Annotated in this window: 22 protein-coding genes and 1 pseudogene; 10 read left to right on the top strand and 13 right to left on the bottom strand. The window is 69.3% G+C overall.

Annotated features, from left to right (window positions below; genetic code table 11):
- Positions 1 to 47: 47 nt before the first annotated feature.
- Positions 48 to 782, bottom strand: a complete 735-nt coding sequence (locus ACKTT0_RS03970; RefSeq protein ID WP_407848304.1) for a FadR/GntR family transcriptional regulator — start codon at positions 780 to 782, stop codon at positions 48 to 50.
- 129 nt (positions 783 to 911) lie between these two features.
- Between ACKTT0_RS03970 and ACKTT0_RS03975 the strand changes: the two genes are divergently transcribed.
- The 5 genes from ACKTT0_RS03975 (at position 912) to ACKTT0_RS03995 (ending at position 5527) form a co-directional block, all read left to right on the top strand.
- Positions 912 to 1736 (top strand): NAD-dependent epimerase/dehydratase family protein, encoded by an 825-nt coding sequence (locus tag ACKTT0_RS03975; RefSeq protein WP_407848305.1) that lies wholly within the window; start codon positions 912 to 914, stop codon positions 1734 to 1736.
- Between the two features lie 2 nt (positions 1737 to 1738).
- The gene (locus tag ACKTT0_RS03980; RefSeq protein ID WP_407848307.1) at positions 1739 to 2626 is read left to right on the top strand and encodes an SMP-30/gluconolactonase/LRE family protein; all 888 of its coding nucleotides are present in this window, start codon (positions 1739 to 1741) and stop codon (positions 2624 to 2626) included.
- A gap of 77 nt (positions 2627 to 2703) precedes the next feature.
- The gene (locus ACKTT0_RS03985; RefSeq protein WP_407848309.1) at positions 2704 to 3687 is read left to right on the top strand and encodes a TRAP transporter substrate-binding protein; all 984 of its coding nucleotides are present in this window, start codon (positions 2704 to 2706) and stop codon (positions 3685 to 3687) included.
- Between the two features lie 8 nt (positions 3688 to 3695).
- On the top strand, positions 3696 to 4253 hold the full coding sequence (locus ACKTT0_RS03990; RefSeq protein ID WP_407848311.1) for a TRAP transporter small permease: 558 nt from the start codon (positions 3696 to 3698) through the stop codon (positions 4251 to 4253).
- On the top strand, positions 4244 to 5527 hold the full coding sequence (locus ACKTT0_RS03995; protein WP_407848313.1) for a TRAP transporter large permease: 1284 nt from the start codon (positions 4244 to 4246) through the stop codon (positions 5525 to 5527). The genes ACKTT0_RS03990 and ACKTT0_RS03995 overlap by 10 nt, the downstream gene beginning before the upstream one ends.
- Before the next feature lie 26 nt (positions 5528 to 5553).
- Here ACKTT0_RS03995 and ACKTT0_RS04000 read toward each other — a convergent pair.
- A pseudogene (locus tag ACKTT0_RS04000) lies at positions 5554 to 6967 on the bottom strand (FAD-binding oxidoreductase).
- 185 nt (positions 6968 to 7152) lie between these two features.
- On the opposite strand from ACKTT0_RS04000, the gene ACKTT0_RS04005 reads away from it, so the two are divergent.
- Both ACKTT0_RS04005 and pgi read left to right on the top strand, forming a co-directional pair.
- Complete coding sequence (locus tag ACKTT0_RS04005; RefSeq protein WP_407848315.1) at positions 7153 to 8556, top strand: phosphomannomutase/phosphoglucomutase; 1404 nt, start codon at positions 7153 to 7155, stop codon at positions 8554 to 8556.
- A 17-nt stretch (positions 8557 to 8573) separates the two neighbouring features.
- On the top strand, positions 8574 to 10139 hold the full coding sequence (gene pgi, locus ACKTT0_RS04010) for a glucose-6-phosphate isomerase (protein ID WP_407848317.1): 1566 nt from the start codon (positions 8574 to 8576) through the stop codon (positions 10137 to 10139).
- Positions 10140 to 10158: 19 nt separating this feature from the next.
- On the opposite strand, the gene ACKTT0_RS04015 is transcribed toward pgi, so the two are convergent.
- The 10 genes from ACKTT0_RS04015 to coq7 form a co-directional block, all read right to left on the bottom strand.
- A complete protein-coding gene (locus ACKTT0_RS04015; protein WP_407848319.1) occupies positions 10159 to 11289 on the bottom strand; it encodes a glycosyltransferase family 4 protein in 1131 nt (376 codons plus the stop codon).
- Positions 11286 to 12446, bottom strand: a complete 1161-nt coding sequence (locus ACKTT0_RS04020; RefSeq protein WP_407848321.1) for a glycosyltransferase — start codon at positions 12444 to 12446, stop codon at positions 11286 to 11288. Before ACKTT0_RS04020 ends, ACKTT0_RS04015 begins: the two co-directional genes overlap by 4 nt.
- Entirely contained in the window at positions 12443 to 13558 is a 1116-nt protein-coding gene (locus ACKTT0_RS04025) for a glycosyltransferase family 4 protein (RefSeq protein WP_407848323.1), read from the bottom strand. The genes ACKTT0_RS04020 and ACKTT0_RS04025 overlap by 4 nt, the downstream gene beginning before the upstream one ends.
- On the bottom strand, positions 13555 to 15483 hold the full coding sequence (gene asnB, locus ACKTT0_RS04030; RefSeq protein ID WP_407848324.1) for an asparagine synthase (glutamine-hydrolyzing): 1929 nt from the start codon (positions 15481 to 15483) through the stop codon (positions 13555 to 13557). The genes ACKTT0_RS04025 and asnB overlap by 4 nt, the downstream gene beginning before the upstream one ends.
- 42 nt (positions 15484 to 15525) lie before the next feature.
- On the bottom strand, positions 15526 to 16659 hold the full coding sequence (locus ACKTT0_RS04035; RefSeq protein ID WP_407848325.1) for a glycosyltransferase family 4 protein: 1134 nt from the start codon (positions 16657 to 16659) through the stop codon (positions 15526 to 15528).
- Positions 16659 to 18020 (bottom strand): murein biosynthesis integral membrane protein MurJ, encoded by a 1362-nt coding sequence (murJ, locus tag ACKTT0_RS04040; protein ID WP_407848327.1) that lies wholly within the window; start codon positions 18018 to 18020, stop codon positions 16659 to 16661. Before murJ ends, ACKTT0_RS04035 begins: the two co-directional genes overlap by 1 nt.
- A 7-nt stretch (positions 18021 to 18027) precedes the next feature.
- Entirely contained in the window at positions 18028 to 19053 is a 1026-nt protein-coding gene (locus ACKTT0_RS04045) for an SDR family oxidoreductase (RefSeq protein WP_407848328.1), read from the bottom strand.
- 9 nt (positions 19054 to 19062) lie between these two features.
- Positions 19063 to 20337: a Vi polysaccharide biosynthesis UDP-N-acetylglucosamine C-6 dehydrogenase TviB gene (gene tviB / locus ACKTT0_RS04050; RefSeq protein WP_407848330.1), complete on the bottom strand. Its 1275-nt coding sequence runs from the start codon at positions 20335 to 20337 to the stop codon at positions 19063 to 19065.
- Between the two features lie 97 nt (positions 20338 to 20434).
- The gene (locus tag ACKTT0_RS04055; protein WP_407848332.1) at positions 20435 to 21529 is read right to left on the bottom strand and encodes an MraY family glycosyltransferase; all 1095 of its coding nucleotides are present in this window, start codon (positions 21527 to 21529) and stop codon (positions 20435 to 20437) included.
- 721 nt (positions 21530 to 22250) lie between these two features.
- Positions 22251 to 22928: a 2-polyprenyl-3-methyl-6-methoxy-1,4-benzoquinone monooxygenase gene (gene coq7 / locus ACKTT0_RS04060; protein WP_407848333.1), complete on the bottom strand. Its 678-nt coding sequence runs from the start codon at positions 22926 to 22928 to the stop codon at positions 22251 to 22253.
- Between the two features lie 114 nt (positions 22929 to 23042).
- On the opposite strand from coq7, the gene ACKTT0_RS04065 reads away from it, so the two are divergent.
- The 3 genes from ACKTT0_RS04065 to ACKTT0_RS04075 are packed head-to-tail and all read left to right on the top strand — an operon-like array spanning position 23043 to position 24993.
- Positions 23043 to 23480, top strand: coding sequence for an OsmC family protein (locus ACKTT0_RS04065; RefSeq protein ID WP_407848335.1), 438 nt, complete (start codon positions 23043 to 23045; stop codon positions 23478 to 23480).
- A gap of 36 nt (positions 23481 to 23516) precedes the next feature.
- The gene (locus tag ACKTT0_RS04070; protein WP_407848336.1) at positions 23517 to 24488 is read left to right on the top strand and encodes a thymidylate synthase; all 972 of its coding nucleotides are present in this window, start codon (positions 23517 to 23519) and stop codon (positions 24486 to 24488) included.
- A gap of 10 nt (positions 24489 to 24498) precedes the next feature.
- Complete coding sequence (locus ACKTT0_RS04075) at positions 24499 to 24993, top strand: dihydrofolate reductase (RefSeq protein WP_407848337.1); 495 nt, start codon at positions 24499 to 24501, stop codon at positions 24991 to 24993.
- On the opposite strand, the gene ACKTT0_RS04080 is transcribed toward ACKTT0_RS04075, so the two are convergent.
- On the bottom strand, positions 24975 to 26411 hold the full coding sequence (locus ACKTT0_RS04080; protein WP_407848338.1) for an aminotransferase-like domain-containing protein: 1437 nt from the start codon (positions 26409 to 26411) through the stop codon (positions 24975 to 24977). The two genes, ACKTT0_RS04075 and ACKTT0_RS04080, sit on opposite strands and share 19 nt — an antisense overlap.
- Between the last annotated feature and the right edge of the window lie 126 nt (positions 26412 to 26537).

Consider the following 26537-nt stretch of genomic DNA (forward strand, 5'->3'; position numbering starts at 1 on the left):
CTGCGGGCGAATTGTTGTATGACATCATATGAATTTTGGCGATTATCCTAGCGCACCTGGGCGCGGCGCAGCCGCTCGCGGCTGTTGCTCAGGTGGGTGCGCATGGCCGCCCGCGCCGCCTCGGCCTCCTGCCGCACGATGGCGTCGTAGATGTCCTCGTGCTCGAGGTTGACGCGCGCCAGGTATTGTTCGCGGTCTTCGTGGGCGATGCGCGCCGAGTTGATGCGCGTGCGCGGGATGATGGCCGAGCCCAGGTGCGACATCAGGTCCGCGAAGTAGCGGTTGTCGGTGGCCTGCGCCACCAGCAGGTGGAAGCGGAAGTCGGGCGTGATGGTGTCGCCGCCCGCCGCCAGGCAGGCGCGGAATTCGTCCAGCGCGCGGCGCATGTCGGCCAGCTGGGCATCGGTGCGGCGCTGCGCCGCCAGGCCGGCGGCCTCGCTTTCCAGGCAGATACGCAGTTCCAGCAATACCAGCACGTCGCGCACCGTGGCGATATCGGCCGGGTCGACGCGGAAGTCGGCGCTGCCGCTGGGCTCGAGCGCATAGGTGCCCACGCCGTGGTGGGTCTCGACCAGGCCGGCGGCCTGCAGGCGCGACAGGGCTTCGCGCACCACGGTGCGGCTGACGCCGAATTGCCGCATGAGCGCCGATTCGGTGGGCAGCTTTTCGCCGGGCCGGATCTGCCCGCCGCGAATGCGCTCGGAAAAATCCTCGACCAGCCCTTGCGCCAGGTTGCGCGGACGGCGCGGCGTAGAGACCGGCGATTCTGGGGTATCGGTCATCAAGGGATATCCCGGGTGGCGCCGCGCTTGACGGCGAATTTTTGGCCTAATTATACTGCCCACAGGTTGTACGATAACTGATCTGGCGAAGACCAGGCGCAGCATTTTCCCCAACTTGCTGGACCACGCATGACCGTACCCGCCGATTTGCCGCCCCCCGCGTCCCGATGCCGCCGCCTGCTCATCACCGGCGCCGCCGGCGGCCTGGGCCAAGTACTGCGCGAACGCCTGCGGCCCCACGCCGATATCCTGCGCTTGTCCGACATCGCCGCCATGGCCCCGTCCGGCCCGGACGAAGAGGTCGTCCCCTGCGACCTGTCGGATCCGCAGGCCGTCATGGAACTGGTGCGCGGCTGCGACGCCATCGTGCACCTGGGCGGCATATCGGTCGAGCGGCCGTTCGACGAAGTCCTGCCCGCCAACATCCAGGGCACCTACGACATCTACGAAGCCGCCCGCGTGCATGGCGTGCGACGCATCGTGTTCGCCAGCTCGAACCACGTCACCGGCTTCTATCGGCAGGGCGAGATCCTGGACGCCGACACGCCGCCGCGGCCCGACGGCTATTACGGCATCAGCAAGGCCTTCGGCGAGAACCTGTCGCGCTTCTATTTCGACCGCTACGGCATCGAGACCGTCTGCCTGCGCATCGGCTCGTCGTTCCCGGAAGCGCGCGACCGCCGCATGCTGGTCACCTGGCTCAGCTACGACGATCTCACCCAGTTGGTGGTGCGCTCCCTCTTCACGCCCAAGGTCGGCCACACCATCGTGTACGGCGCCTCGGCCAACCGTGACCGCTGGTGGGACAACCACGCCGCGCGCCACCTGGGCTTCGAGCCCAAGGACTCCTCCGAGCGCTTCCGCGCCGCGGTCGAGGCGCAGCCCGAGCCGGACCCGGACGACCCCGCCACGCAATACCAGGGCGGGGCGTTCGTGAAAGCGGGGCCTTTCTGATCATGGACGCTCCGCAAGCCGAACGGCTGGGCGACATGCTGTGCGAAGTCGGGGAAAGCCCGGTATGGCGCCCCGCCGAACAGGCGCTCTACTGGACCGACATCCCCGCGCGCCGCCTGTGGCGCTACGAGCCGTCCAGCGGCCGGGCCCGCCAATGGGCGCTGCCCGAGATGGCGGGCTGCATCGCCATGCGCGGCGACGGCTGGCTGGCCGCCATGGAAAGCGGCCTGTACGCCCTGCCCGCCCTCGCGCCCGGCCAGCCCGCGCCCGCGGCCACCCTGCTGGCGCGCGTCGCCCATGCCGAACCGGCCATGCGCTTCAACGACGGACGCTGCGACCGCCAGGGCCGCTTCTGGGCCGGCACCATGGCGCTGGACATGGCGCGCGGCCGCGACAGCGGGCGCCTGTACCGCTATGGCGGCGGCCGGCTGGACGCGCCGCTGCCCCTGGCGCTGATCGTGCCCAATGGCATGGCCTTCAGCCCCGACGGCCGCACCATGTACCTGTCCGACTCGCATCCCGGCCGCCAGACGGTATGGGCTTTCGACTACGACATCGACGCCGGGCTGCCGCACCGCCGCCGCGTCTTCATCGACCGCCTGCCGGCCGGCCGCCCGGACGGCGCGGCGGTGGACCAGGACGGCTGCTACTGGATCTGCGGCAATGATGCCGGCGCGGTGTACCGCTACACCCCCGACGGCCGCCTCGACCGCAGCCTGCCGCTGCCGGTCGCCAAGCCGGCCATGTGCGCCTTCGGCGGCCCCGGCCTGGACACCCTCTTCATCACTACGATCCGGCCGTCCGCGGTCCCGGACGAGGCCCTGGACGGCGCTGTCCTCGCCTTGCGCCCCGGCACGCGCGGCCTGGAGGAACCCGCTTACCTCGATTAGACCCGCACCGCAGTCAGGCTGAGATTTCCACAAGAGCACCTCACGACACGCCACCACTCCCACCCCGGAGGTAGACAATGCTGCGCTTCATCCCCCAACGCGCCACCCTGGCCGCGTCCGTCCTGCTGTTGTCCGCGGCCGCCTGGTCCGCCCATGCCGAGACACTGCGCTCGGCCGACATTCACCCCGACGACTACCCCACCGTGCTGGCGGTGCGCCACATGGGCGAACTGGTCAAGCAGCGCACCAACGGCCGCCTCGAGATCAAGGTCTATGCCGGCAGCAAGCTGGGGCGCGAGGAAGACTCGATCGAGCAAGTGAAGCTGGGCGCGCTCAGCATGACGCGGGTCAGCAGCGCGGCCATGCACAACATCTGCGAAGTGACGCGCGTGCCGTCGCTGCCCTTCCTGTTCCGCTCCAAGGAACACCTGCACAAAGTGCTCGACAGCGACATCGGCGAGCAGATCCTGCGTTCCTGCGAAGACGCCGGCTTCGTCGGCCTGGCCTGGTACGACAGCGGCGCGCGCTCGATGTACACCCGCGACAAGCCGATCAAGACGGTTGAGGATGTGCGCGGCCTGAAGATCCGCGTGCAGCAGTCGGACCTGTCGGTGGCGATGGTCGAGGCGCTCGGCGCCAATGCCACGCCCATGTCCATGGGCGAGGTCTACACCGCGCTCAAGACCGGCCTGGTCGACGCCGCCGAAAACAACTTCCCCAGCTACGAAAGCGCCCACCACTACGAAGTGGCCAAGTACTACTCGATGACGCAGCACACCATGACGCCGGAGATCCTGCTGTTCTCCAAGCGCCAGTGGGACAAGCTGCCCGAGGCCGACCGCAAGATCATCCGCGACGCGGCCCGCGAGTCCGTGCCGTACATGCGCAAGCTGTGGAGCGAGCGCGAGGACAAGTCGCGCGCGCTGGTCGAGCAGGCCGGGGCGCAGGTCGTCGAGCCCGACAAGGCCTCGTTCCAGGCGGTCATGAAGCCGGTGTACGACCGCTATGTCACGACCGACGCGATGAAGGACCTGGTGTCCCGCATCCAGGCGGTCAAGTAGAGTCCGCCATGTCCGTCCAAGTGATTCCAACGGCTGAACAGCGCGCGGCTGGCGGCGCGTTCGCGCGCGCGCTGGATTGCTACGCGCGCGGCTGCGCCGCCCTGGCCCGCCTGTGCATGGTGCTCAGCGTCGCGGGGCTGGTCTGCCTGATCGCGGCGGTCTCCTACCAGATCTTCGGCCGCCACGTGCTCAACAGCACCCCCACCTGGGCCGAAAGCCTGTCGCTGCTGCTGGTGCTGTACGTCACCATGATGGGCGCCGCGGTGGCGGTGCGCGATGCCGGCCACATCGGTTTCGAATCGCTGGCCCAGCTGCTGCCGCCGCGCGGCCAGCGGCGCCTGCAGCTGTTCGTCCATGCGCTGGTGCTGCTGTTCGGCGCGCTGATGGCCTGGCAGTGCGGCGTGCTGGCCGAATCGGTGCACAGCTACAAGATCCCCAACCTGGGGTTGTCGGAGGGCTGGAAGTACGCGCCCGCCACGCTGTCCGGCGGGCTGATCGTGCTGTTCTCGCTCGAGCACATCATCGCGCTCCTGCGCAACCAGAAGGTGGTCCCCGCATGGCACTGACGCTGCTTTCCATGACGTTCATGGGCTTCCTGGCGATCGGCGTGCCGGTGGCCTTCGCCATCGGCCTGGCCTCGATTACGGCCATCCTGTATGAAGACCTGCCCATCGCGGTGGCCTTCCAGCAGATGACGTCGGGCATGAACGCGTTCTCGTTCCTGGCCATCCCGTTCTTCATCTTCACCGGCGAGCTGATGCTCTACGGCGGCATCGCCGACCGCATCGTCGCCTTCGCCAAATCCGTGGTGGGGCACGTGCGCGGCGGCCTCGGCATGTCGAATGTGCTGGCGTGCACCCTGTTCGGCGGCGTGTCCGGCTCGCCGGTGGCCGATGTCTCGGCCATGGGCTCGGTCATGATCCCGATGATGAAGCGCGACGGCTACCACGCCGACTACGCCGTCAACGTGACCACCCACGCGGCCCTGGTGGGCGCCCTGATGCCCACCAGCCACAACATCATCATCTACACCCTGGCCGCCGGCGGCAAGGCGTCCATCGCGGCCCTCATCGCCGCTTGCGTGGTGCCGGCGCTGATCCTGACCCTCTGCAACCTGGCGGCGGCCTACCTGGTCGCGCGCAAGCGCGGCTATCCGGCCGGCGCCTTCCCGGGCTGGGGCATCGTGGCGCGTTCGCTGGCGGCGGCCACGCCCGGGCTGTTCGTCATCGTGCTGATCATCGCCGGCATCCTGAGCGGCGTGTTCACCGCGACCGAATCGGCCGCCGTGGCGGTGCTGTACGCGCTGGCGCTCACCGCGCTGGTCTACCGGTCGCTGACCTGGGACCAGTTCCTGCGGGCGGCCGCCAAGGCGGTCAAGACCACCGGCGTCGTGCTGCTGCTGATCGGCATCTCGGCCACGTTCGGCTACCTGATCGGCTTCTACGGCGTGGCCGAGAAAACCGGCGAACTCATGGCCACCATCTCGGACAGCCCTTGGGCCATCTTCCTGATGGTGAACATCGCCCTGTTCGTGCTGGGCACCTTCCTGGACATGGCGGCCACCATCCTGATCTGCACGCCGATCTTCCTGCCGATCTGCATGCAGTACGGCATGAGCCCGGTGCAATTCGGCGTGGTGATGCTGATCAATTGCGCGCTGGGGCTGAACACGCCGCCAGTGGGCACGGTGCAGTTTGTCGGCTGCGCCATCGGCAAGGTCGCGGTGGGCACCGTCATGCGCACCATCTGGCCGTTCTACGGCGCCCTGCTGGCGGCGCTGGCGCTGGTGACCTACGTGCCGGCGTTCTCGTCCTGGCTGCCCGACCTGTTGTTTAAATAAGGCGCGGCCGGGCGGCCCCGCCGCCGTCAGGCCTGCAGCACCTTGCCCGGGTTCATCAGGCCGCGCGGGTCAAGGGCCTGCTTGATGCGCTTCATCAGCGCCAGTTCGACGGCGCCCTTATAGTGCGGCAGCTCGTCGCGCTTGAGCTGGCCCACCCCGTGCTCGGCGCTGATCGAGCCGGCGTGCGCCTGCACGCTGCGATGCACCACGTCGTAGATGTCCTGCTGCAGGGCCAGCAGGTCCGCCTCGGTCTGGCCGGGCGCGCGCGCCACGTTGTAATGCAGGTTGCCGTCGCCCAGGTGGCCGAACACCACGTTGCGCACATTGGGGAACCGCTGCTGCAGCAGCGCGTTGGTCTTGTGCACGAAACCGGCGATGGACGAGATGGGAATCGAGACATCGTGCTTGATGCCCTTGCCCTGCTCGGCCTCGGCCAGCGGAATGCTTTCGCGCAAGTGCCAGAGCGCGCGGCTCTGCGCCACGTTGGCCGCGATGGCGGCGTCCTGCACCAGCCCGGCCTCGATGGCGGCGCCCAGCACCGTCTCGAAGCGCTCGCGCGCATGTGCCTCGCTCTCGCTGTCGGACAGCTCCAGCAGCGCGAACCAGGGCGCCGCGGCCGACCCGCCCTCGAACGGCAGGCGCTGCTGCGGGAACAGGCGCACCACCAGTTGCAGGCAGTCGCCGGCCATCAGCTCGAAGCCGGTGAGCGCGGCGCCGAAGCCGGCGCGCGCGCGACAGCAGCTCGACCGCGTCATCGATCGACCCCAGCGCCAGGAGCGCCGTGCAGGACGCCACCGGGCGCGGGAACAGCTTGAGCGTGGCGGCGGTGATGATGCCCAGCGTGCCCTCGCTGCCGATGTACAAGTCGCGCAAATCGTAACCAGTATTGTCCTTGCGCAGGCCGCGCAGGCCGTCCCAGAGCTCCCCTTCGGCGGTGACCACTTCCAGGCCCAGCGCCAGCTCGCGCGCATTGCCGTAGCGCAGCACCTGGGTGCCGCCGGCATTGGTGGCCAGGTTGCCGCCTATGGTGCAGCTGCCCTCGGCGGCCAGGCTCAGCGGGAACAGCCGGCCGGCATCGGCGGCGGCCTGCTGCACCGCCTGCAGGATGCAGCCGGCCTCGACCGTGATCGTGTCGTTGTCGGTATCGATGTTGCGGATGCGGTTCAAGCGCGCCGTCGACAGCAGCACCGCCTGGCCGGAGTCGTCCGGCGTGGCGCCGCCGCACAGCCCGGTATTGCCGCCCTGCGGCACCACCGGCGCGCCATGCTGCGCGCACAGGCGCACCGCCTGCGCGACCTCGGTGGCGCTGCCCGGCCGGATGACGGCCTGCGCCGTGCCGCGGTAGCGGCGCCGCCAATCCTGCAGGTAGGGTTCGGCGTCGGCGCCGGTCAGGACATGGGCGGGGCCCAGGAGTGACTGCAGTTCATTCAGTAGGGACATGGGCGGGATCGGCGGTCGGGGCGCCCGGCCACGCCGGGCGACAGGAGAAGGAACGAGGGTTATTGTAGGACGAGCCCGCCGGGCGTGGTCGCCCCCCGTCCGGCCGGCGAATCGGGGATAATTCACCCAAAGCGGCCGCCGCAGGCGGCCCGGCCTGGCAACCCGGCTTACGCAAAGGAACCCATTTGAACGACGCCCCCCGCTATCCAGATTCCGTCTTCAAGGCCTACGATATCCGCGGCACCGTCCCCGACACCCTCGATGCCGGCTTCGCCCGCGCGCTCGGCCGCATCCTGGCCGACCAGGCGCGCGCGCAGGGCGTCGGCGCGCTGGTGGTCGGCCGCGACGGCCGGCTCAGCAGCCCCGGGCTGGCGCAGGCCCTGCAGGACGGCATCCAGGACGGCGGCGTCGACACCATCGACATCGGCCAGGTGCCCACGCCGCTGGTGTACTACGCGGCCCATACGCAGGGCACCGGGTCGGGCGTGGCCATCACCGGCAGCCACAACCCGCCCCAGTACAACGGCTTCAAGATGATGATGGCCGGCAAGGCCCTCTACGGGCCGGCCGTGCTGGCCCTGCGCGACGCCATGAACGCCGCGGCCGCGCAAGGCGGCGCCCCGGCGGCCGCGGCGCGCGGCACGCGGCGCGCGCTCGACCTGGTGGACGAATACATCGACCGCATCGTCGGCGACGTCAAGCTGGCGCGCCCGCTCAAGGTCGCCATCGACTGCGGCAACGGCGTGGCCGGCGCGGTGGCGCCGCGGCTGTTCCGCGCGCTGGGCTGCGAAGTCACCGAACTGTACTGCGAGGTCGACGGCACCTTCCCCAACCACCACCCCGATCCGGCCGACCCGCGCAACCTGCAGGACCTGGTCGACTGCCTGGCCCGCACCGACTGCGAAATCGGCCTGGCCTTCGACGGCGACGGCGACCGCCTGGGGGTGGTCACCAAGTCGGGCCAGATCATCTGGCCCGACCGCCAGCTCATCCTGTTCGCGCGCGACGTGCTGCAGCGCTGCCCGGGCGCCACCATCATCTACGACGTCAAGTGCAGCCGCCACGTCGGCCTGGCGGTCGAGCAGGCCGGCGGCCAGCCGCTGATGTGGCAGACCGGCCATTCGCTGGTGAAGGCCAAGCTGGCCGAGACCGGCGCGCCGCTGGCCGGCGAGATGAGCGGGCACATCTTCTTCAAGGAACGCTGGTACGGCTTCGACGACGGCCTGTACACCGGCGCGCGCCTGCTCGAGATCGTGTCGCGCCACGCCAACCCTTCCGAACCGCTCGAGGCGCTGCCTCAAGCCCTGTCGACCCCCGAACTGAAGCTCGAAATGGCCGAGGGCGAACCGTTCGCCCTGGTGCAGGCCCTGCGCGAACAGGGCAAGTTCCACGGCGCCCTGCAAGTCATCACCATCGACGGGGTGCGCGCCGAATACCCCGACGGCTTCGGCCTGGCGCGCGCGTCCAATACCACGCCGGTGGTGGTGCTGCGTTTCGAGGCCGACACCCCCGAGGCGCTGGCGCGCATCCAGGACGACTTCCGCCGGCAGCTGCAGCGGCTCGCGCCCGACGCCGCCCTGCCCTTCTAGAACGAGCCGCCCCGCCCATGCCCACTTCCCTGCCGTTCAGCCCCGCATGGCTGGCCTTTGCCCAGGCGGCCCAGAATGCCTCCCGCCGGGGCGACCAGTTGCGCATCATCGAAGCCGCCGGCCTGCGCATCGACCTGACCGCGCAGGCCCAGTCCGAGCAGCTCGACCAGGCCGCCCAGGCCCTGCTCGTGCAGCAGAACTTCGACGCCGCGCGCGCCCACCTGTACGACGGCGGGCAAGCCAACTGGACCGAACGCCGGCCCGCCTGGCACACCGCGCTGCGGGCCGACAACCCGCCGCCGGCGGTGGCCCAGGCCGTGCTGTCCGAGCGCGAGCGGGTGCGGCGCTTCGTGCGCGAACTGGACGGCGCCGACGCCTATGGCGGCATTCTCCACCTGGGCATCGGCGGCAGCGACTGGGGGCCGCGCATGGTCACCCGCGCGCTGCGCCACTGCGGTCTGCGCCGCAACATCCAGTTCGCTTCCAATGTCGATTCGCACGCGGTGGCCGACGCCATCGGCCAGCTCGATCCCCACGACACGCTGGTGATCGTCGCGTCCAAGTCGTTCACCACCACCGAGCCGCTGGCCAACGCCGAAGTGGCCATGAACTGGCTGCGCGACGCCGGCGTGGCCGATCCCATCAAGCACGTGGTGGCGATCACCGCCAATGTCGACGCGGCGCTCGATTTCGGCATCTCGCCCGAGCGGATCTTCCGCTTCTGGGACTGGGTCGGCGGGCGCTACTCGCTCTGGTCGGCGATCGGCCTGCCGGTCGCGCTGGCGCTGGGCTGCGAGGCGCTCGACCAACTGTTGGCCGGCGCCGCGGCAATGGACCAGCACTTCCTGCAGGCGCCGCCGCTGCGCAACGCGCCGCTGCAGATGGCGCTGGCGGGCATCGCCAACCGCAGCGTGCTGGGCTACGCCACGCTGGCGATCACCCCCTACGACTCGCGCCTGCTGCACCTGGTGCCCTGGGCGCAGCAGCTCGACATGGAATCGCTGGGCAAGGTCGCCACGCGCGACGGCACTCCCGTGGGGGTGCCCACCGGCCCGGTGGTATGGGGCATGCCCGGCACCGATTGCCAGCACACGTTCTTCCAGTGGCTGCACCAGGACACCACCGGCGCGCCGGTGGACTTCATCGTCTGCGAACAGCCGGACCATCCCTATGCGCGCCACCACAAGCTGCTGATCGCCAACTGCCTGGCGCAGCGCTCGGCGCTGCTGCGCGGCAAGTCCTACGAAGAAGCCCTGCACGAGACGCGCCAGCACGAACCCGACGCGCAGCGCGCCGAATTGCTGGCCCGCCACCGCGTGCATCCGGGCGGCCGCCCGTCCAATCTCATCGTGTTGCCGCGCCTGGATGCCTATTCCCTGGGCGCCCTGCTGGCGCTGTACGAACATAAAGTGTTCGCGCAAGGCGCGCTGTGGGGCATCAACCCGTTCGACCAATGGGGCGTGGAATTCGGCAAGCTGCTCGCCAAGAACATCATCCGCGAACTGGACGCCCCGTCCACCGAATCCTCCGACCAGGACCCGTCCACGCGCCACTGGATCGACATCCTGTCGCGGCGCGGCTGAACGTCGCCGCGCCGCGGCGCTACTGCCCGAGCGCCCGGTAGATGTCCAGGTGTTTGCGGCAGACGTCCTCGATATCGAACTCCCGTTCGGCCAGCTCGCGGCCGGCGGCTCCCAGCCGCTGCCGCAGTCCATCGTCGGTCGCCAGCCGTCCGATCGCGGCGGCCAGCGCCATGGCGTCGCGCGGCGGCACCAGCAAGCCGGTTTGATCCGGTTCGATCGCGTCGCGGCAACCCGGCACGTCGGTGGTCACGACGGCGCGTCCGCAAGCCGCCGCCTCGATCAGCGAGCGCGGCAGGCCTTCGCGATACGACGGCAGCACCGCGATGTGCGAGCCCGCATACAGCTCGGCCACATCACTGCGCTCGCCCAGGGCTTCAATGCTGCCCTCGCGCTGCCAGGCGTCGACATCGGCTTGCGTGACCGAGGCCGGATTGCCCGGATCGACCCCGCCCGCCAGCACCATGCGCACCGGCACGCCGCGGCTGCGCAGCAAGCGTGCCGCCTCGACGAATTCCAGCACGCCCTTGTCGCGCAGCAGGCGGGCCACCATCAGCGCCGCCACCGGCGGCGGCGGCTCGGCCACCGCCGCGTACGCCGACAAGTCCACGCCCGAGCCGCGGATCATCACCACCTGGTCCGCGCGCACCGCGCCCACGCCACGCAGCAGGTCGCGGTCGTTGGCGTTCTGGAACACCACGCGACTGTTGCGGTGCCCGAGCGCCAGGCGGTACAGGACTGTCACGATGGCACGCACCGCGGCCGCCTTGGCGCCACGCGCCACGAAGACGAAACCCAGTCCGGAGATCGCCGAGACCATGGCCGGCACGCCGGCCAGCCGGGCGGCAATGCCGCCGTACAGCACCGGCTTGATGGTCACCAGGTGGACCAGGTCGGGCCGCAGGCGGCGGAACAGGCGCCAAAGCGCCCAGAGAGTGGCCAGTTCCTGCAGCGGCTGCTGGCCGCTACGGGTCATCGGCACCGCATGGTGAGTCAGGCCATGAGCCTCGATCTGCGCGACACTGTCGCCCGGCATGGTGGCCACGTGCACCTCGTAGCCGGCGCGCCGCGCGGCCAGCGCGAGCGGCAGCCGGTGCGACAGGAAGAACGCCGGGTTGTTCACCACGAACAGCAGGCGCGGGGATGCGGTCATGGGCGGGCTCCGGCTATGCGGCGCCAGGCGGCCTCGTAGGCGGCCACCATGTGCGCCAGGTCGAATTCGGCCAGCACCCGCTCGCGGCCGGCCGCACCGACGGCGGCGCGGCCGCGCACGGCGATATCGTCCAGCGCCGCTGCCACGCCGCCCGCCAGCGCCTCGGGCTGTTCGGGCGGCACCACGGGCGCGGTAGCGCCGACGATATGGGCGGCGTCGCCCACGTCGGTCACGACGCAGGGGGTGCCGCAGGCCATCGCCTCGGCCACCACGTTCGGAAACCCTTCCGCGCAGCTGGACAGCACATGCAGGTCGAGCGCATTCATCACGGCCGGCACGTCGTCGCTCGGACCGGTCAAGAGGATCCGGCCGCGCAGTTGGTGGTGGTCGATCAGGGCCGCCAGTTCGGCATTGCCGGGCGACATGCCGCGTCCCACCAGCACGCACTGCAGGCCGCGGTCGCGTCCGTCGCGCACCAGCGCGGCCACCGCGGCCAGCAGGTTGGCATGGTCCTTGAGCGGGTCCCAGCGGGCCACGCAGCCGATCAGGGGTGTCTGCGGCGCCACCTGCCACAATTGGCGCATCCGTTCGCGCGCCGGCTCGTCGGGCTGGTAGCGCGACAGGTCGTAGCCGTTGGCGATCACTTCCAGCCGGTCGGCGCGGTAGCCATACTGTTCGTGCCGCACGGCCGCATCGCGCGCCGCGCAGACGATGGTGGCGGGCACGCGCCCCGACAGCAGCGCGCACAGCTTCAGCACCAGCCGGGCCGAGCGGCTGCTGCGCTGCAGGTGCGCGCCGGAATTGCGTATGCCCCAGGCCACCGCGCGTATGCCGGCCAGCCGCGCGGCCAGGCCGCCGATCAGGTCGGCGTGGTACATCCAGGTCTGCACGGCATCGGGCCGCTCGCCGGCCAGCAGCCGGCGCAGCGCCAGGAAGCCATCCAGGGTCAGCCGGCCGCGCGGCATGCCGAGCGCATGCACGGGCACGCCGGCAGTGCGCAGGCGCGCGCCGTACACGCCCTCGTCGGTCAGCGACACCACGCTGTGGCGCACCCGCTGGTCCGGGTAGGTGGCCAGCCGGAACAGCACCGATTCGGCGCCGCCCTGCCCCAGGCCGGTAATGACATGGATGACCCGCAGGATGGCGGGGCCGCTCATTGCTTGCTCCGCACCGCGTCGAACAGGGCGTCCCATTCAGCCAGCACGGCGGGCAGCGCATAGCGGCGTCGCACCGACTCGGCCGCCCGCGCGCCCAGCTCGCGCCGCGCCGCCGGGTCGCTCATCACGCGCCGCAGGGCCTCGGCCAGTTGCGCGCGGTCGCCGGCCGGCACCAGCAGGGCATCCTGGCCGTCGCGCGTCATCTCGCGCGGGCCGCTCGGGCAATCGAAGGCCACGCTGGGCAGGCCCAGCGCCATGGCCTCCAGCAGCACATTGGGAAAGCCCTCCACCGCCGAACTCAGCACGAAGGCCTGCCCTTTGGCCAGCTCTTCCCACGGCTCGGTGGTGCGGCCCGGCAGCTGCACGCGGCCGTCCAGGCCGGCCTGGGCGAGGCGCGCCTGCAGCGCATCGCGGTCGGGGCCTTCGCCCCAGATCCACAGGTCCCAGTCGGGGAAATCCGCCGCCAGCGTGGCATACACATCGATCAGCAGGTCGAACCGCTTGGCCGGCGCCAGCCGGCCCATCGCCAGCAGGCGCTTGCGCGGCGCGGCCGCGGCCGGGTCGACTCGCGGCGCCTCCAGCAACTCGGGCGGCAGGGGGTTGGGAATGACCTTCAATTGCTTGATGCCAGGCACCTGGCAGGCGAACGGCTCGACCGTATCCTCGGCCTGCACGGTGACCATGTCGGCGCGCGGGTAGAACAGGCGCCGCAGCGCCCGCCACACGCGCCCGGTGGACTGCTCCACGACCGGGTTGGTGCGTTCGCAGACGATCAGCGGCACGTCGAGTCCGCGCGTGGCCAGGATGGCGGCCACGTTGACGTTGGTCAGGAACGAAATGACCACGTCCGGCGCCTTCTCGCGGATCAGCGCGCGCAGCGCCCGCAACCGGCGCCAGGCGGCCAGCGCCCCGCCGTCGCGCGTGCCGACGCGATCGGCCAGCCACACCAGGTCCACCGCGTCGGACAACGGATAAAAACAAGTGCCCTTGGCGGAATAGGTGGGCACCAGGGTCACGGCATCGCCGCGATCGGTCCAGGCATTGACCAACGTCGCGGCCACCCGTTCGGCGCCGCCCGCGTGCATGGAACTGACCAGCAGCAGTATTTTCATGTATTGGAATCCTGTTCGCCGGCCATGCCGGCGTGATAGCGGTCCAGCCAGGCCTGCATCATCAGCACGCCCCACAAGCGGCTGTCCCAGTTGCGATGCCCGGAAACATGCTCGCGCCACTTGTGCAGGATCGGCTCGGGCTCGAACCAGCCTTCCTGGCGCAGGCGGGCCGGATCCAGCAGCGCCTCGGCCCAGTCGCGCAGCGGGCCGCGCAGCCAGCTGGCCAGCGGCACGGCGAAGCCGCGCTTGGGGCGATCGACCAGCGCCTGCGGCACGTGGCGGTACAGCACCTGGCGCAGCAGCCATTTGCCGGTATTGCCGCGCACCTTGTATTCGAACGGCAGGCGCCAGGCGAATTCGTAGACGCGATGGTCGAGCAGCGGCACGCGCGTCTCGAGGCTGACCGCCATGGCGGCCCGGTCGACCTTGACCAGGATGTCGTCGGGCAGGTAGGTGACCGTGTCCAGCTTCATCATCACGTCGAACGCGCTGCCGTCCATCGGCTGCTCGAACAGCGAAGGCGGCTCGACGCCGCCCTTGACCACCCGGCCCGGGTCGGCCCAGTAGGACACGAACAGGCGATAGAAATCGCCCCGCGTGTCGGCGCGCAGCAGCTCGCCCAGCTTGCCTACCTTGCCGCGCCAGGCGCCGCGCCCGGGCAGCGCGGTGGAAGCCCCCATCAGCGCGCCCATGGCGTGGCGCAGCGGTCCCGGCACCCGTTCGCACTGGCGCCACCAGTCGCGCACGCGGAAATAGCGCGAATAGCCGCCGAACAGCTCGTCGCCGCCGTCGCCCGACAAGGCCACTGTCACGTGCTGGCGCGCCATGCGCGTCACCAGCGAAGTGGGGATCTGCGACGAATCGGCGAACGGTTCGTCGTACATGTCGGCCAGCGTGGGCACCACCGCCAGCGCATCGTCGGCGGTCACGTACAGTTCCGTGTGCTCGGTGCCCAGGTGCCGCGCCACGGCCTTGGCGTGCTCGGCTTCGTTGTAGCCCTTTTCGTGAAAGCCGATGGCGAAAGTGCGCACCGGCTGGGCGCTCTGCTTCTGCATCAGCGCCACGATGGTCGAGGAGTCGATGCCGCCCGACAGGAATGCGCCCAGGCTCACGTCGGAAATCATCTGGCCGCCCACGGCCTGCGAGAGCACGGCCTCCAGGGCCTCGGCGGCCTGCCCGTCGGAGCCGAACGACAGCGGCGCGGCCAGCCCCTGGTCGGCCATGTCCAGCGCCGACCAGTACGTGCGCGGCGCCGGCATGCGCGCGCCGCGCAGCTCGGCCTCGACGAGCTCGAGCCAGGTGCCCGGCGGCAGCTTGTAGATTCCCTGGTAGATCGATTGCGGCGCCGGAATGTAGTTATGGCGCATCAGCGACGCCAGGGCGGCGCGGTCCAGCTCGCGCCCGAACCCCGGAATGGGCATCAGCCCCTTGAGCTCCGACGCGAACACGAAGTTCGCCCCCGTGTAGCCGTAGTACAGGGGTTTTTCGCCCATCCGGTCGCGCGCCAGGGTCAGCGTGCGCCGCTCGCGGTCCCACAGGGCGATGGCGTACATCCCCACCGCGGCCTGCAGGGTCGCCTCCACGCCCAGCCCGGCGAAGCAGGCCAGGATGGTCTCGGTGTCCGAATGGCCGCGCCAGTCCGGTGCCAGGCCGGCCTGCTCCAGGCGGGCGCGCAATTCCAGGTGGTTGTAGATCTCGCCGTTGAGCACCAGCACATGGCGGCCGCTGGCCGAGACCATCGGCTGGTGTCCCGCCTCGGTCAGGTCCAGGATGGCCAGCCGCACATGGGCCAGCGCCAGGTCGGCGCCGGGATCTTCCCACAAGCCATGGCTGTCGGGCCCGCGATGACGGATGCGCCGGCAGCTATCGGCCAGCACGTCGGCCTTGCCCTGCAAAGGCCCCCAGATTCCAGCGATTCCACACATGATGGTGATTTCCGCGATGGTCAGGACGACAGGCTGCCGGGGCTAACGCCCCGGTCCGCGCACGTCGTCGAAAAGTTGCTGCCACAAACCCAGCACGCGCCCGGCCGAAAACCGCTCGCGCGCCTCGACGGCGCGCCGCGCCATGGCCTGGCGCGCGGCCTCGTCGCCCATCAGCGCCGACAGCGCCGCGGCGAGCGCCGCCACGTCGCCGTTGGGCCGCACCAGCACGCCGTCGACACCGTCGCGCACTACTTCGCGCGGTCCGGTGTCGCAATCGAAGCACACGGCCGCCAGGCCGCTCGCCAGCGATTCCAGCAATGTATTGGACAATCCCTCGAAACGCGAGCTCAGGACGTAGAGGTCGGCGCTGGCGTACCAGTCGCCCACATTGCCCACCCGTCCCGGCAGCGCGACGCGGCCGTCCAGCCCGGCCTCGGCGACCTGGGCCTGCAGCCGCGCCCGCTCGGCGCCCTCGCCGAGGATGACCAGGTCCCAGTCGGGATGCTCGCCGGCAATGCGCGCATAGGCCTGGACCAGCAGGTCGAAGCCCTTGTCGGGATGCAGCCGGCCCACCGCCAGCAGGCGCCGGCGTCCGTCGCGGGCCGGCGGCGCCTGCACCGGCTCGGTGCGCGGCAATGGCCAGTGCACCGGATTGGGAATCACCGCCAGCCGCGACCCCGGCACATGTCGCGCCAGCCAGTCGGCCGTGCCGCGCGTCAGCGCCACCACGCGCGCGGCACGCGGATACGTCAGGCGCCGCAAGCGCTGCCAGAGGCCCGACAATGCCTGCGACGGCGGGTGCGTATGCTCGGTGGCAATGACCTGGCACGGCAGGCCGCGGGCGGCCAGCACCGCCAACACCGAGGCGGTGGTCATCATGCCCAGCACGATATCGGGCTGGAACTGCCGCAGCACGCGGCGCAGCGCGCGCACGCGCCGCACGTTGGCAAGCGCGCCGCGCAGGCCGCCGCCCTCGCCCGCCGTGTGCAGTATTTCGCGTTGCACCGCCGGATGCAGCGTGTAGGCGTCGTCACGCGCATCGGCCTGCGTCACCACCATGACCTGCCGGCCGGCCTCGGCCCAGTGCTCGCTCAAGTCGGCCGCGACACGCTCGGCGCCGCCGCCATGCAGCGAATGGATGAAGATCAGCACGCGCGGTGCGGAGGGTCCGGCCATCAGGCTGCCTCCCGGGATGCGGGCGGCTCGTGGGGCCGCGCGGCCACCAGCGCGTAGCAAGCGAACGACAAGGCGTACATCAGGCTGGTGGCCAGCATGATGCCGGCCGTGCCCATGCGCGGCGCCAGCATGGCGTTCAGGATGATCTTCAACAGGAAATTGCCCACCGCGATCAAGGCCATGACGCGATAGCGATTCTGGCTGGCCAGCAACTGCACCAGGATCAGCACCCCGAAATAGAACGGCAGTTGCAAGAGCCCCCAGCGCAGCACCCGGGCCACCGCGGCGGTGTTCTCGGCGGTGAAGGCGCCGCGCTCGAACAGCAGCGCCACGCCCCAGGGGGCAAGGGCCCACGCCAGCGCCACCGCCGCGATACCGGCGCCCACCATCAGCACCGACCACTTCAGCGCCATGGCGCGGGCCCGCGCCGCGTCGCCGCGGCTTTGTATGTCGGCCAGCACCGGCAGCGCCGCCCGCCCCACCGACACCGCGCCGATGCCCAGCAGCAGCGACAACAGGCGGCTGGCATAGCCCAGCGTGGCGTTGGCGTTGTCGCCGAGGTTGGCGGCGGTGTATTGGTCCAGCGGTCCCACGAAACTCATGGCGACCTGCCCCACCAGCATGATGCCGGCGGCGCTCATCAGCTCGGGCCAGTGCGGCGAGCGCAGCGACAGCCGCGGCGCGCCCCACAGCCCGCCATCGGCGCGCGCGGCCAGCCACGCCAGCCACACGGCCTGGATCAGGTAGCCCACCAGCGTGCCCCACAGCAGCGGCCCGACGTCGTCGGCCGACACCGCCGCCAGCATTACCCACGCCAGCGTGGCGACCGCCGGCATGCTGTCGAGCAGGGTGTTGACGTGGCGTTCATGCGACCGCAGCCGCGCGCCGCTGACGCCCGCCATCAGCACCAGCACGGTGACCGGCACGAAGGCGTACAGCAGCTGGCGGCTCATGGCCGCCACTTGGGCGGACAGGCCGCTCCCCAGCCATTGCAGCACCCATGGCCAGGCCAGCGCGGTCAGGGCGGCCAGCAGCAGGCCGCCCGCCAGCACCATGCCCTGCAGTTCGCGCACGAACAGGTCGCGCTCGGCCCCGCCGGTGCGGCGCAGGCGCACCAGCACCGGGATCAGCACGACCCCCAGCACGCCCACGATGGTGACCGGCAGCCAGGTGGCCATGGTCATGGTGAACTGGTAGGCGTCCACGGCGTCGCTGACGCCATAGCGGTACGCGACCGCCATTTCCTTGACGGCGCCCGCCGCCTTGCCCAGCACCAGGAAGACCGCCACCCGGAAAGCACCCCTGAAGATGCGCAGGTGGTCAGGGTGGATGGCGTTGAACTTGCGTAGTAGCGTTTTCAAAAAACGTTCAGCGCAGGAAGTGCTTGTACCAGGGCATGGCCACCTCGAGACCCTTGAGGATGTCGTAGGCCGGCTGGTAGCCCAGCAGCTTGCCCGCCTTGCCGATGTCGGCCTGGGAATGGCGCACGTCGCCGGCGCGGAAGTCGGCGTAGACCGGCTGCTTGTCGTAGCGCACGCCCTCGCCCGCCAGCGCCTGGGCCAGGAAGCGGAACAAGTCGTTCAGCGTGGTGCGGCCGCTATAGGCGACGTTGTAGACCTGGTTGATGCCTTCTTCGGGGGCCAGCGCGGCCAGCAGGTTGGCCTGCACGGCATTGTCCACGAAGCAGAAATCGCGGCTGGTCTCGCCGTCGCCGTTGATCACCACGTCGTCGCCGCGGATCATGGCGGCCGTCCACTTGGGGATCACCGCCGCATAGGCGCCTTCCGGATCCTGGCGCTTGCCGAATACGTTGAAATACCGCAACCCCACGCTGGCAAAACCATAAGAGCGCGCGAACACGTCGGCATAGAGCTCGTTGACGTACTTGGTCACGGCATACGGCGACAGCGGCTTGCCGATGGTGTCCTCGACCTTGGGCAGGCCGGGATGGTCGCCATAGGTGGAGCTGGATGCCGCGTAGACGAAGGTCTTGGTGTTGGCGTCGCGCGCCGCCACCAGCATGTTCAGGAAGCCGCCGATATTGACGTCGTTGGTGGTGATGGGGTCGTTCAGCGAGCGCGGCACCGAACCGAGCGCGGCCTGGTGCAGGACGTGGTCCACGCCCTCGACGGCCTGGCGGCACGCCGGCAGGTCGCGGATGTCCCCTTCCAGGAAAGTGAAGCGCGCCCACTGGGCCGGTTCGACCGAATCGCGCACCTCGTCCAGGTTGTGGCGATGGCCGGTGGCGAAGTTGTCCAGCCCCACCACGGTCTGGTCCAGTTTCAGCAGGGTTTCCACCAGGTTCGAGCCGATGAACCCGGCGCAGCCGGTCACCAGCCATTTGCGCGGCGCGCGGCGCAGTTCGTCTTTGAGGTTTTCGTAGCGGTTGCTCATTCGTGTTCCTTACAGGCGCAGATCGGATTCGTTGGGGGCCAGCACGTACTTCAGGTCGTACAGCACGTGCTTGGCCTTGCCCAGCTTGCGGATTTCCGCCGCGCCCATCTCGATGAACTGGCGATGCGACACCGCCAGGATGATCGCGTCGTACTTGCCCGCCTCCGGCTCGGCCACCGGCGTAATGCCGTATTCGTGCACCGCTTCCTGGGGGTCGACCCACGGATCGTAGACATCCACGTCGACGTTGTATTCGCCCAGCTCGTTCACGATGTCGACCACCCGGGTGTTGCGCAGGTCCGGACAGTTTTCCTTGAAGGTCAGGCCCATCACCAGCACCCGCGCGCCCTGCACGTGGATGCGCTGCTTGGTCATGCATTTGACCAGCTGCGACACCACGTAGCTGCCCATCGAGTCGTTCAGGCGGCGGCCGGCCAGGATGATCTCGGGGTGGTAGCCGATGGCCTGCGCCTTGTGCGTCAGGTAGTACGGATCGACGCCGATGCAATGGCCGCCCACCAGGCCGGGCCGGAACGGCAGGAAGTTCCACTTGGTGCCCGCCGCTTGCAGCACCGCTTCGGTATCGATGCCCATCTTGTTGAAGATCAGGGCCAGCTCGTTGATCAACGCGATGTTGACGTCGCGCTGGGTGTTCTCGATGACCTTGGCGGCCTCGGCCACGCGGATGCTGGATGCCTTGTGGGTGCCGGCCGTGATGATCTCGTTGTAGAGCGTGTCGACCAGGTCGGCCACTTCGGGCGTCGAGCCGGAGGTGACCTTCTTGATGGTGTTGACGCGATGCGCCTTGTCGCCCGGGTTGATGCGCTCGGGGCTGTAGCCCGCATAGAAGTCCTGGTTGAACTTCAGGCCCGAGACGCGCTCGAGCACCGGCACGCAGTCTTCCTCGGTGGCGCCCGGATAGACCGTGGATTCGTAGATGACGATATCGCCGCGCTTGAGCACCGCCCCGATCGTCTCGCTGGCCTTGACCAGCGGCGTCAGGTCGGGCTGCTTGTAGGCGTCGATGGGCGTGGGCACCGTGACGATGTACACGTTGGCCGCGGCCAGGTCGGCGCGCTCGGCGGTGTAGGTCAGGTGCCGGGCCTCGGCCAGTTCGGCGTCATCGACTTCGAGCGTATGGTCATGGCCCGCCTTGAGGGCCTCGATGCGCTTGGCATTGATGTCGAAGCCGATCACCGGACGCTTCTTGCCGAATTCAACGGCCAGGGGCAGTCCGACATAGCCCAGGCCGACCACGGCAAGTTTCACCTCATCGATACGCAAGATAGCTCTCCCTTGCCGTGTTGAATGCACGGCATTTCAAATAGGAACGGTAAATTGTAACAACGGCCATTAGCCGGCACGGGCCATGCGGCATCCGTCAATGCGCACGCGGCAGCAGCAGCCAGCCCGGCCGGCGCCACGACACCAGCCGCACGTACAGCCAGATATAGGCCGCCGCGAACACCAGCAGGCTCAAGCCGAGGATCCAGGCGTTGTCCCACCAGATCGTGGCCGGCACCAGGCCGATCAGCGCCAGCACCCACATGTAGGGCGAGGCCAGCGCGTTGCACAGCGCCGGCACCGCGTGGCGGCGGTTCTTGCTGAAGGTCACGCGCACCAGCCGGCGGAACACCAGCTGGTGCAGGTGCAGGGCATCGGGCTGGTCGACCGGCACGCCGCGCTTGAAGCGGCGTCGCCAGATGGAGAAACCGGTTTCGAACACAGGATAGAACAGCACCGCCAGCGCGTAGAACGGCGAGACCGACGGGTTGCGCACCACCAGCAGCACGGCCAGCTCGGCCAGCATGAAACCCAGGAAGTAGGCGCCGCCATCGCCCAGGAACACGCGGCCGAACGGGAAATTCCAGACCAGGAAGCCGAGCGTCGCCGAGGCCAGCGCCGCGGCGATCATGGAAATGGGCATGTCGCCGACCTGCAGCGCCACCAGCGCGATCGACACCGCCATCAGGGTGGCCACCATGCCGGCCAGCCCGTTCATGCCGTCGACGATGTTCAACGCGTGGGTACAGCCGCCCACCGCGAACATGGTGAACACCAGGGAAACCGGCCAGAACGCCAGCACCCAATCGACCGGGGCGATGCCCACGCGGCTGACCCCGCCCAGCAGCCACCACGCGATGGCGGCCGACAGGAATGCCGCCAGCAAGCGCTTGCTGGCGCCGATGTCCTTGGTGATGTCTTCGAGCAGCCCGGCCACGAACACCGGCAGCACGGCGACGAACAGCGCGGGCCACAGCCAGGTGAGCGTCATGTTGCTCGGCCCCAGCACCAGCAGCCCGGCCAGCGACCCGGCCAGCACGGCCAGCCCGCCCACGCGCGGCGTGGCGCGCGAATGCGACGCCTGCGGCTTGCTCAGATCGCTGTCGCCGGTGAAGGCGCCATGCCAGCGCTCCGACGCCACGATGAGGCCCCCCACCATGAACGCCACCACGCAGATGTACAGCCAGGTCACGGAAACACCTTAGTCGGGTCGAGTATTGAAGAAATAGAGCACAACATTATCGAGAGCGCGTGTAACGGTCATATATGTGAGACCTAAACAAGTGCAAGCCCGCCGCACAGAACGTAACGCCCCGTCAAGCGCCCCCCACGCGGGAGGGACCATCGAAAACCATTGTAATTCTTTCCATCCCGTTGCAAGGCCCGAAATTAAGGGTAAACACGGAGGGATAGACGCCCCGCAACGGCACGGCCGACCCTTGGCGGAAAAATTAAGGGACGCATTGGCCCGACCCAAAAAAAAGCCCGAGATCTTGCGATCTCGGGCTAAATCCACCAAAGGAGGAGGGTGGAGGAGACAACCGGGGCATGTTGGGGTGAACACTGCGATATCGCTACCGGGTTCTACCGCTACGCAACCGGGGTTAGGCACCGCGCCGACTGCGTTTCAACATCCATGAACGAATCATAGCCCATTCATTTGTGCGATGCAAGATTTTTTTGCGGCGGATCCAGGCGACTGGCGGATGTTGCGGTTTTGCCGCAACGCCTCGATGGAAGTGGCGCGAATACTGGCCATCGCGCGGCAGAGGGTTTTCTCCGAAAGGGTAAACCCTTGCGGGCTTACCCTATATTTTTCAACCACTTAGCTCGGCTGCGTGGACGTGATCCAGGCCTTGCGCGGGCCACGATGGTGCAATGCACCATCGTGTGCACCATGCTGGCGCGGCGGTTCAGATCCAATAAGCCGTCGAGGTCATCACCCGCGACATGGCCCGCATCGCGCCGCGCACCGGGGCCGGCAGCGGCACGCCGCCGGCATCTTCGGCGCTGGCGCGGTGCTGGGCCTCGTCCTCTTTCATCTGGCGCACGATCTGGCGCGAACGCTCGTCTGCATCAGGCAGGCTGCGCAGGTGGCCGTCCAGGTGCGCCTCGACCTGGCGTTCGGTCTCCGCCATGAAGCCCAGATTGCGCGGCGTGCCGGCGCGGCTGGCCAGCACCCCCAGCGCGAACGAGCCGGCATACCACAATGGATTGAGCAGGCTCGGACGGCTGCCCAGTTCCTCCAGGCGCTGCGCGCACCAGGCCAGGTGGTCCACCTCTTCGGCTGCGGCGCGGCGCAGCAGGTCGCGCGTGGGCGCTTCGCGGCAGGCCGCCGCCTGGCCGCGATACAGGGCCTGGGCGCATACCTCGCCCACATGGTTGACGCGCATCAGCCCGGCGGCATGGCGCTTCTGCTGGTCGGTCAAGGGCTGGGCCGGGTCGGCGGCCCGCGCCGGATAAGGCCGCGACGACGCGGCCGCGCCCGACAACACGCGCAACGCGCGGTCCACTTCGGCGAACAGCGGATCGAGCGGGCCGCGCCGGCGTGCAAACGGCGCCGGGCCGGCGGGTGAGGAAGCGACGGACATGGCGGGACTCCTGTAACGGCCCCACCCTGTCGGCAGGCGGGGCACTCATTCGGGAATTGTACGCAACGGGTATCATCGGTTTTTGTTCGCGCTTCACGTACAAGGAACCCTCTCATGGACTGCACGATCAACTGGGGCGGGCCCGACGGCATGCTCTTCGTGGCCACCACCGGCAGCGGCCACGTCGCCACGATGGACGGCGCGGTGGACGGCGGCGGCCACAACCTGGCGCCGCGTCCCATGGAGCTGCTGCTGGCCGGCACGGGCGGTTGCACCGCCTACGACGTCGTGCTCATCCTCAAGCGCGGCCGCCACGCGGTCAGCGGCTGCAGCGTGAAGCTGTCGGCCGACCGCGCCGAAACCGATCCCAAAGTCTTCACGCGCATCCATTTCGCCTTCACCGTCACCGGCCAGAACCTGCCGCGCGCCGCGGTCGAGCGCGCCGTGCAGCTGTCACACGAAAAATACTGCTCGGCCTCGGCCATGCTCGAAAAGACCGCGGAACTGAGCTTCTCGGTGGACATCGTCGACACGCAGGCCACGCCCGCCTGATGCCGCCGCGCCGCCGGCCGGCCTGCCCGAACTGACATGAAACAATACCTCTCGCTGATCCAATCCATTCTCGACCACGGCTCGTGGCAGGAGAACCGCACCGGGATACGCACGCTGTCGCTGCCCGGCGCGTCCCTGCGCTTCGACCTGCAACAGGGCTTCCCGGCGGTCACCACCAAGAAACTGGCCTTCAAGTCCGCCGTCGGCGAGCTGGTGGGCTTCTTGCGCGGCGCGCGCAGCGCGGCCGATTTCCGCGCGCTGGGCTGCAAGGTGTGGGACCAGAACGCCAACGAGAACGCCGCCTGGCTGGCCAATCCGTACCGCGAAGGCCCGGACGATCTCGGGCCGGTGTACGGGGTGCAGTGGCGCCGCTGGCCCGCCTACAAGCTGGTGCCGCGCGCCAACACGGCCCAGGTCCAGGATGCCCTGGGCCGCGGCTACGCCCAGGTGGCCGAGCTCGACGAAGGCGGCGTGCCGCACGTGCTGCTCTACAAGGCGGTGGACCAGCTGCGGCAATGCCTGGACGCCATCCACCACACGCCGCAAGACCGCCGCATTCTCTTCCATGGCTGGAACTGGGCGCAAATCGAGGAAATGGCCCTGCCGCCCTGCCACTTGCTATACCAGTTCCTGCCCAACGCCACCACGCGCGAAATCTCGCTGTGCCTGTACATCCGCTCCAACGACGTGGGGCTGGGCACGCCGTTCAACCTGACCGAGGGCGCGGCGCTGCTGCACCTGGTGGGCCGCCTGACCGGCTACACGCCGCGCTGGTTCTCGTACTTCATCGGCGACGCGCACATCTACGAAAACCACCTGCCGATGCTGCGCGAACAGCTCACCCGCGAGCCTTATCCCGCGCCGCGGCTGGCGCTGTCGGACCGCATCCCGGACTACGCCGCGACCGGCCGCTACCAGCCGGAATGGCTCGAACAGGTCGAGCCGTCCGATTTCACCTTGCAGGACTACCAGCACCATCCGGCGTTGACCGCGCCCATGGCCGTGTAGGAAAGACGCCATGTCCATGCCGCCTCGCCTGGCCCTCGTGGTCGCCTATTCCGACAACCGCGTCATCGGGCGCGACAACGCACTGCCCTGGAAACTGCCCGGCGACCTGGCGCACTTCAAGCGCACCACCCTGGGCAGCCCCATCATCATGGGACGCAAGACCTGGGAATCGCTGGGCCGTCCGCTGCCGGGCCGCGCCAACATCGTGATCAGCCGCAACCTGCAGTACAGCGCGCCGGGCGCCCAGGTCGTGCCCACGCTGCAGGCCGCCCTGGCCGCCTGCGGAGCAGTCGACGACGCTTACGTGATCGGCGGCGCGCAAATCTACGCGCAGGCGCTGCCGCTGGCCCAGCGCGTCATCGCCACCGAAGTGCACGCGCAAGTCGAGGGCGACGCCTTCTTTCCCCTGCTGCCGTCGTTCGCCTGGCGCGAGACGTCCCGCCAGCCCCAGCCGCCGGAAAACGGCTACGCCTACGACTTCGTCGTCTACGAGCGCGCCGCCTGACGCGCCGGCCCGCCGGCGCCTGCCAGGAATCGCCACAATTCGGGCGCCTGCGAATAGGCGACATTGAAGCGTATCCACGGGATATCTGCTTCGCCCGGGTCGAAGTACGAACCCGGCGCCAGCCAGATGCCGTCCTTCAAGGCCTGCTCGGCCAGGCCATTGGCACCCTGCGCATCGGCGCCGGGCAAGCGCGCCCACAGGAACAGGCCGGCCTGCGGCCGCGCCCACACCTGCATGCCCAGTTCGTCCATGCGCTGCCCGGCCATGGCATGGGCCTGGGCCAGGCGCTCGCGGGTGCGCACGATGTGGGCCCGGTAGCGCCCTTCGCGTATGACCTGGTGCACCACCCGTTCCATGATCTCCGGCGAGGTCAGCCCCACCGCCATCTTGGTGCGCGCGATATCGCGCATCAGGTCGCGATGCGCCACCACGTAGCCGACCCGGACCGAGGGGCTGATCACTTTCGAATACCCGCCCAGGTACACCACCCGCTGGGCGCCGTCCAGGGCCGCCAGCAGCGGCGCGACGCCGGGCATCAACTCGCGCGAGATATCGTCTTCGATGACCCAGAAATCGTGCTGCTGGGCGGCCTGCAGCACGCGGAACGCGTTGGCCATGCTCATTACCGCGCCGGACGGATTCTGCAGCACGGTATTGACGAACAGTGCGCGCGGCCGGTGCTCGGCCGCCACGCGCCGCAGCGCATCGCAATCCAGGCCGTCCGGGGTGCGCGGCACCGTGACCGCGCGCATGCCGGCCAGGCGCAGCAGCGGCAGCAGGTTGGCATAGCAGGGCTGCTCCACCGCCACCGTGTCGCCGGGACGCAGCAAGGTGCGGATCACCAGGTCCAGGCCATGCGTCACGCCCTGGGTCAGCACCACCTGGTCGGGCGCGACTTCCAGCCCGTGGGCGGCCAGGCCGGCCGCCACGCTTTCGCGCAGGGGCGCATACCCATAGGGATGCCCATAACCGGCGATGCGCAGCGCCGGCACCCGGCCCAGGTGGCGCAGCGCCTGGTGCAGCCCTTCTTCGTTCAGCCATTCGCCGGGCAGCCAGCCGCAGCCCGACTTGATGGGAATGGAGTGATCGGCATAGATGTCGGCCAGCAGCCAACCCGCGTTCAGGCGCGGCGGCTGCCAGGGCGCCAGGGCCGGCCCGAGCGCCGGACGGGCGCGGGCCGCCACGCGGTACCCGGCACCCGGCCGGGCCGTCAGCCACCCTTGCGCCACCAGGCGGCTATAGGCGCCGGCCACGGTGAAGGTGCTGATCTCGTGGCTGCGCGCGAATTCACGCACGGACGGGACCGCCATGCCCGGCCGCAGCGCTTGCGACTCGATGGCGCGCACGAAGGCGTCGACCACCTGGTCGACCAGCGAGGGCGCCTGCCTGCGCGAACGGACCGGCTGGAAATCAAGCATGGCTCGGGGTGGAGACGGATATCAATACAGTTTTCGCGAATCTAACTATACAGTTAGCACCGTTTACGCCGATTGTATATTTTCATCCGTGGCAAGCGCGCTCAGAATGGGCTGCAATCCTGCATT

Origin of the sequence: Bordetella saccharivorans (genome assembly GCF_045862855.1) — a bacterium.
GTDB lineage: Bacteria > Pseudomonadota > Gammaproteobacteria > Burkholderiales > Burkholderiaceae_B > Bordetella_A > Bordetella_A petrii_F.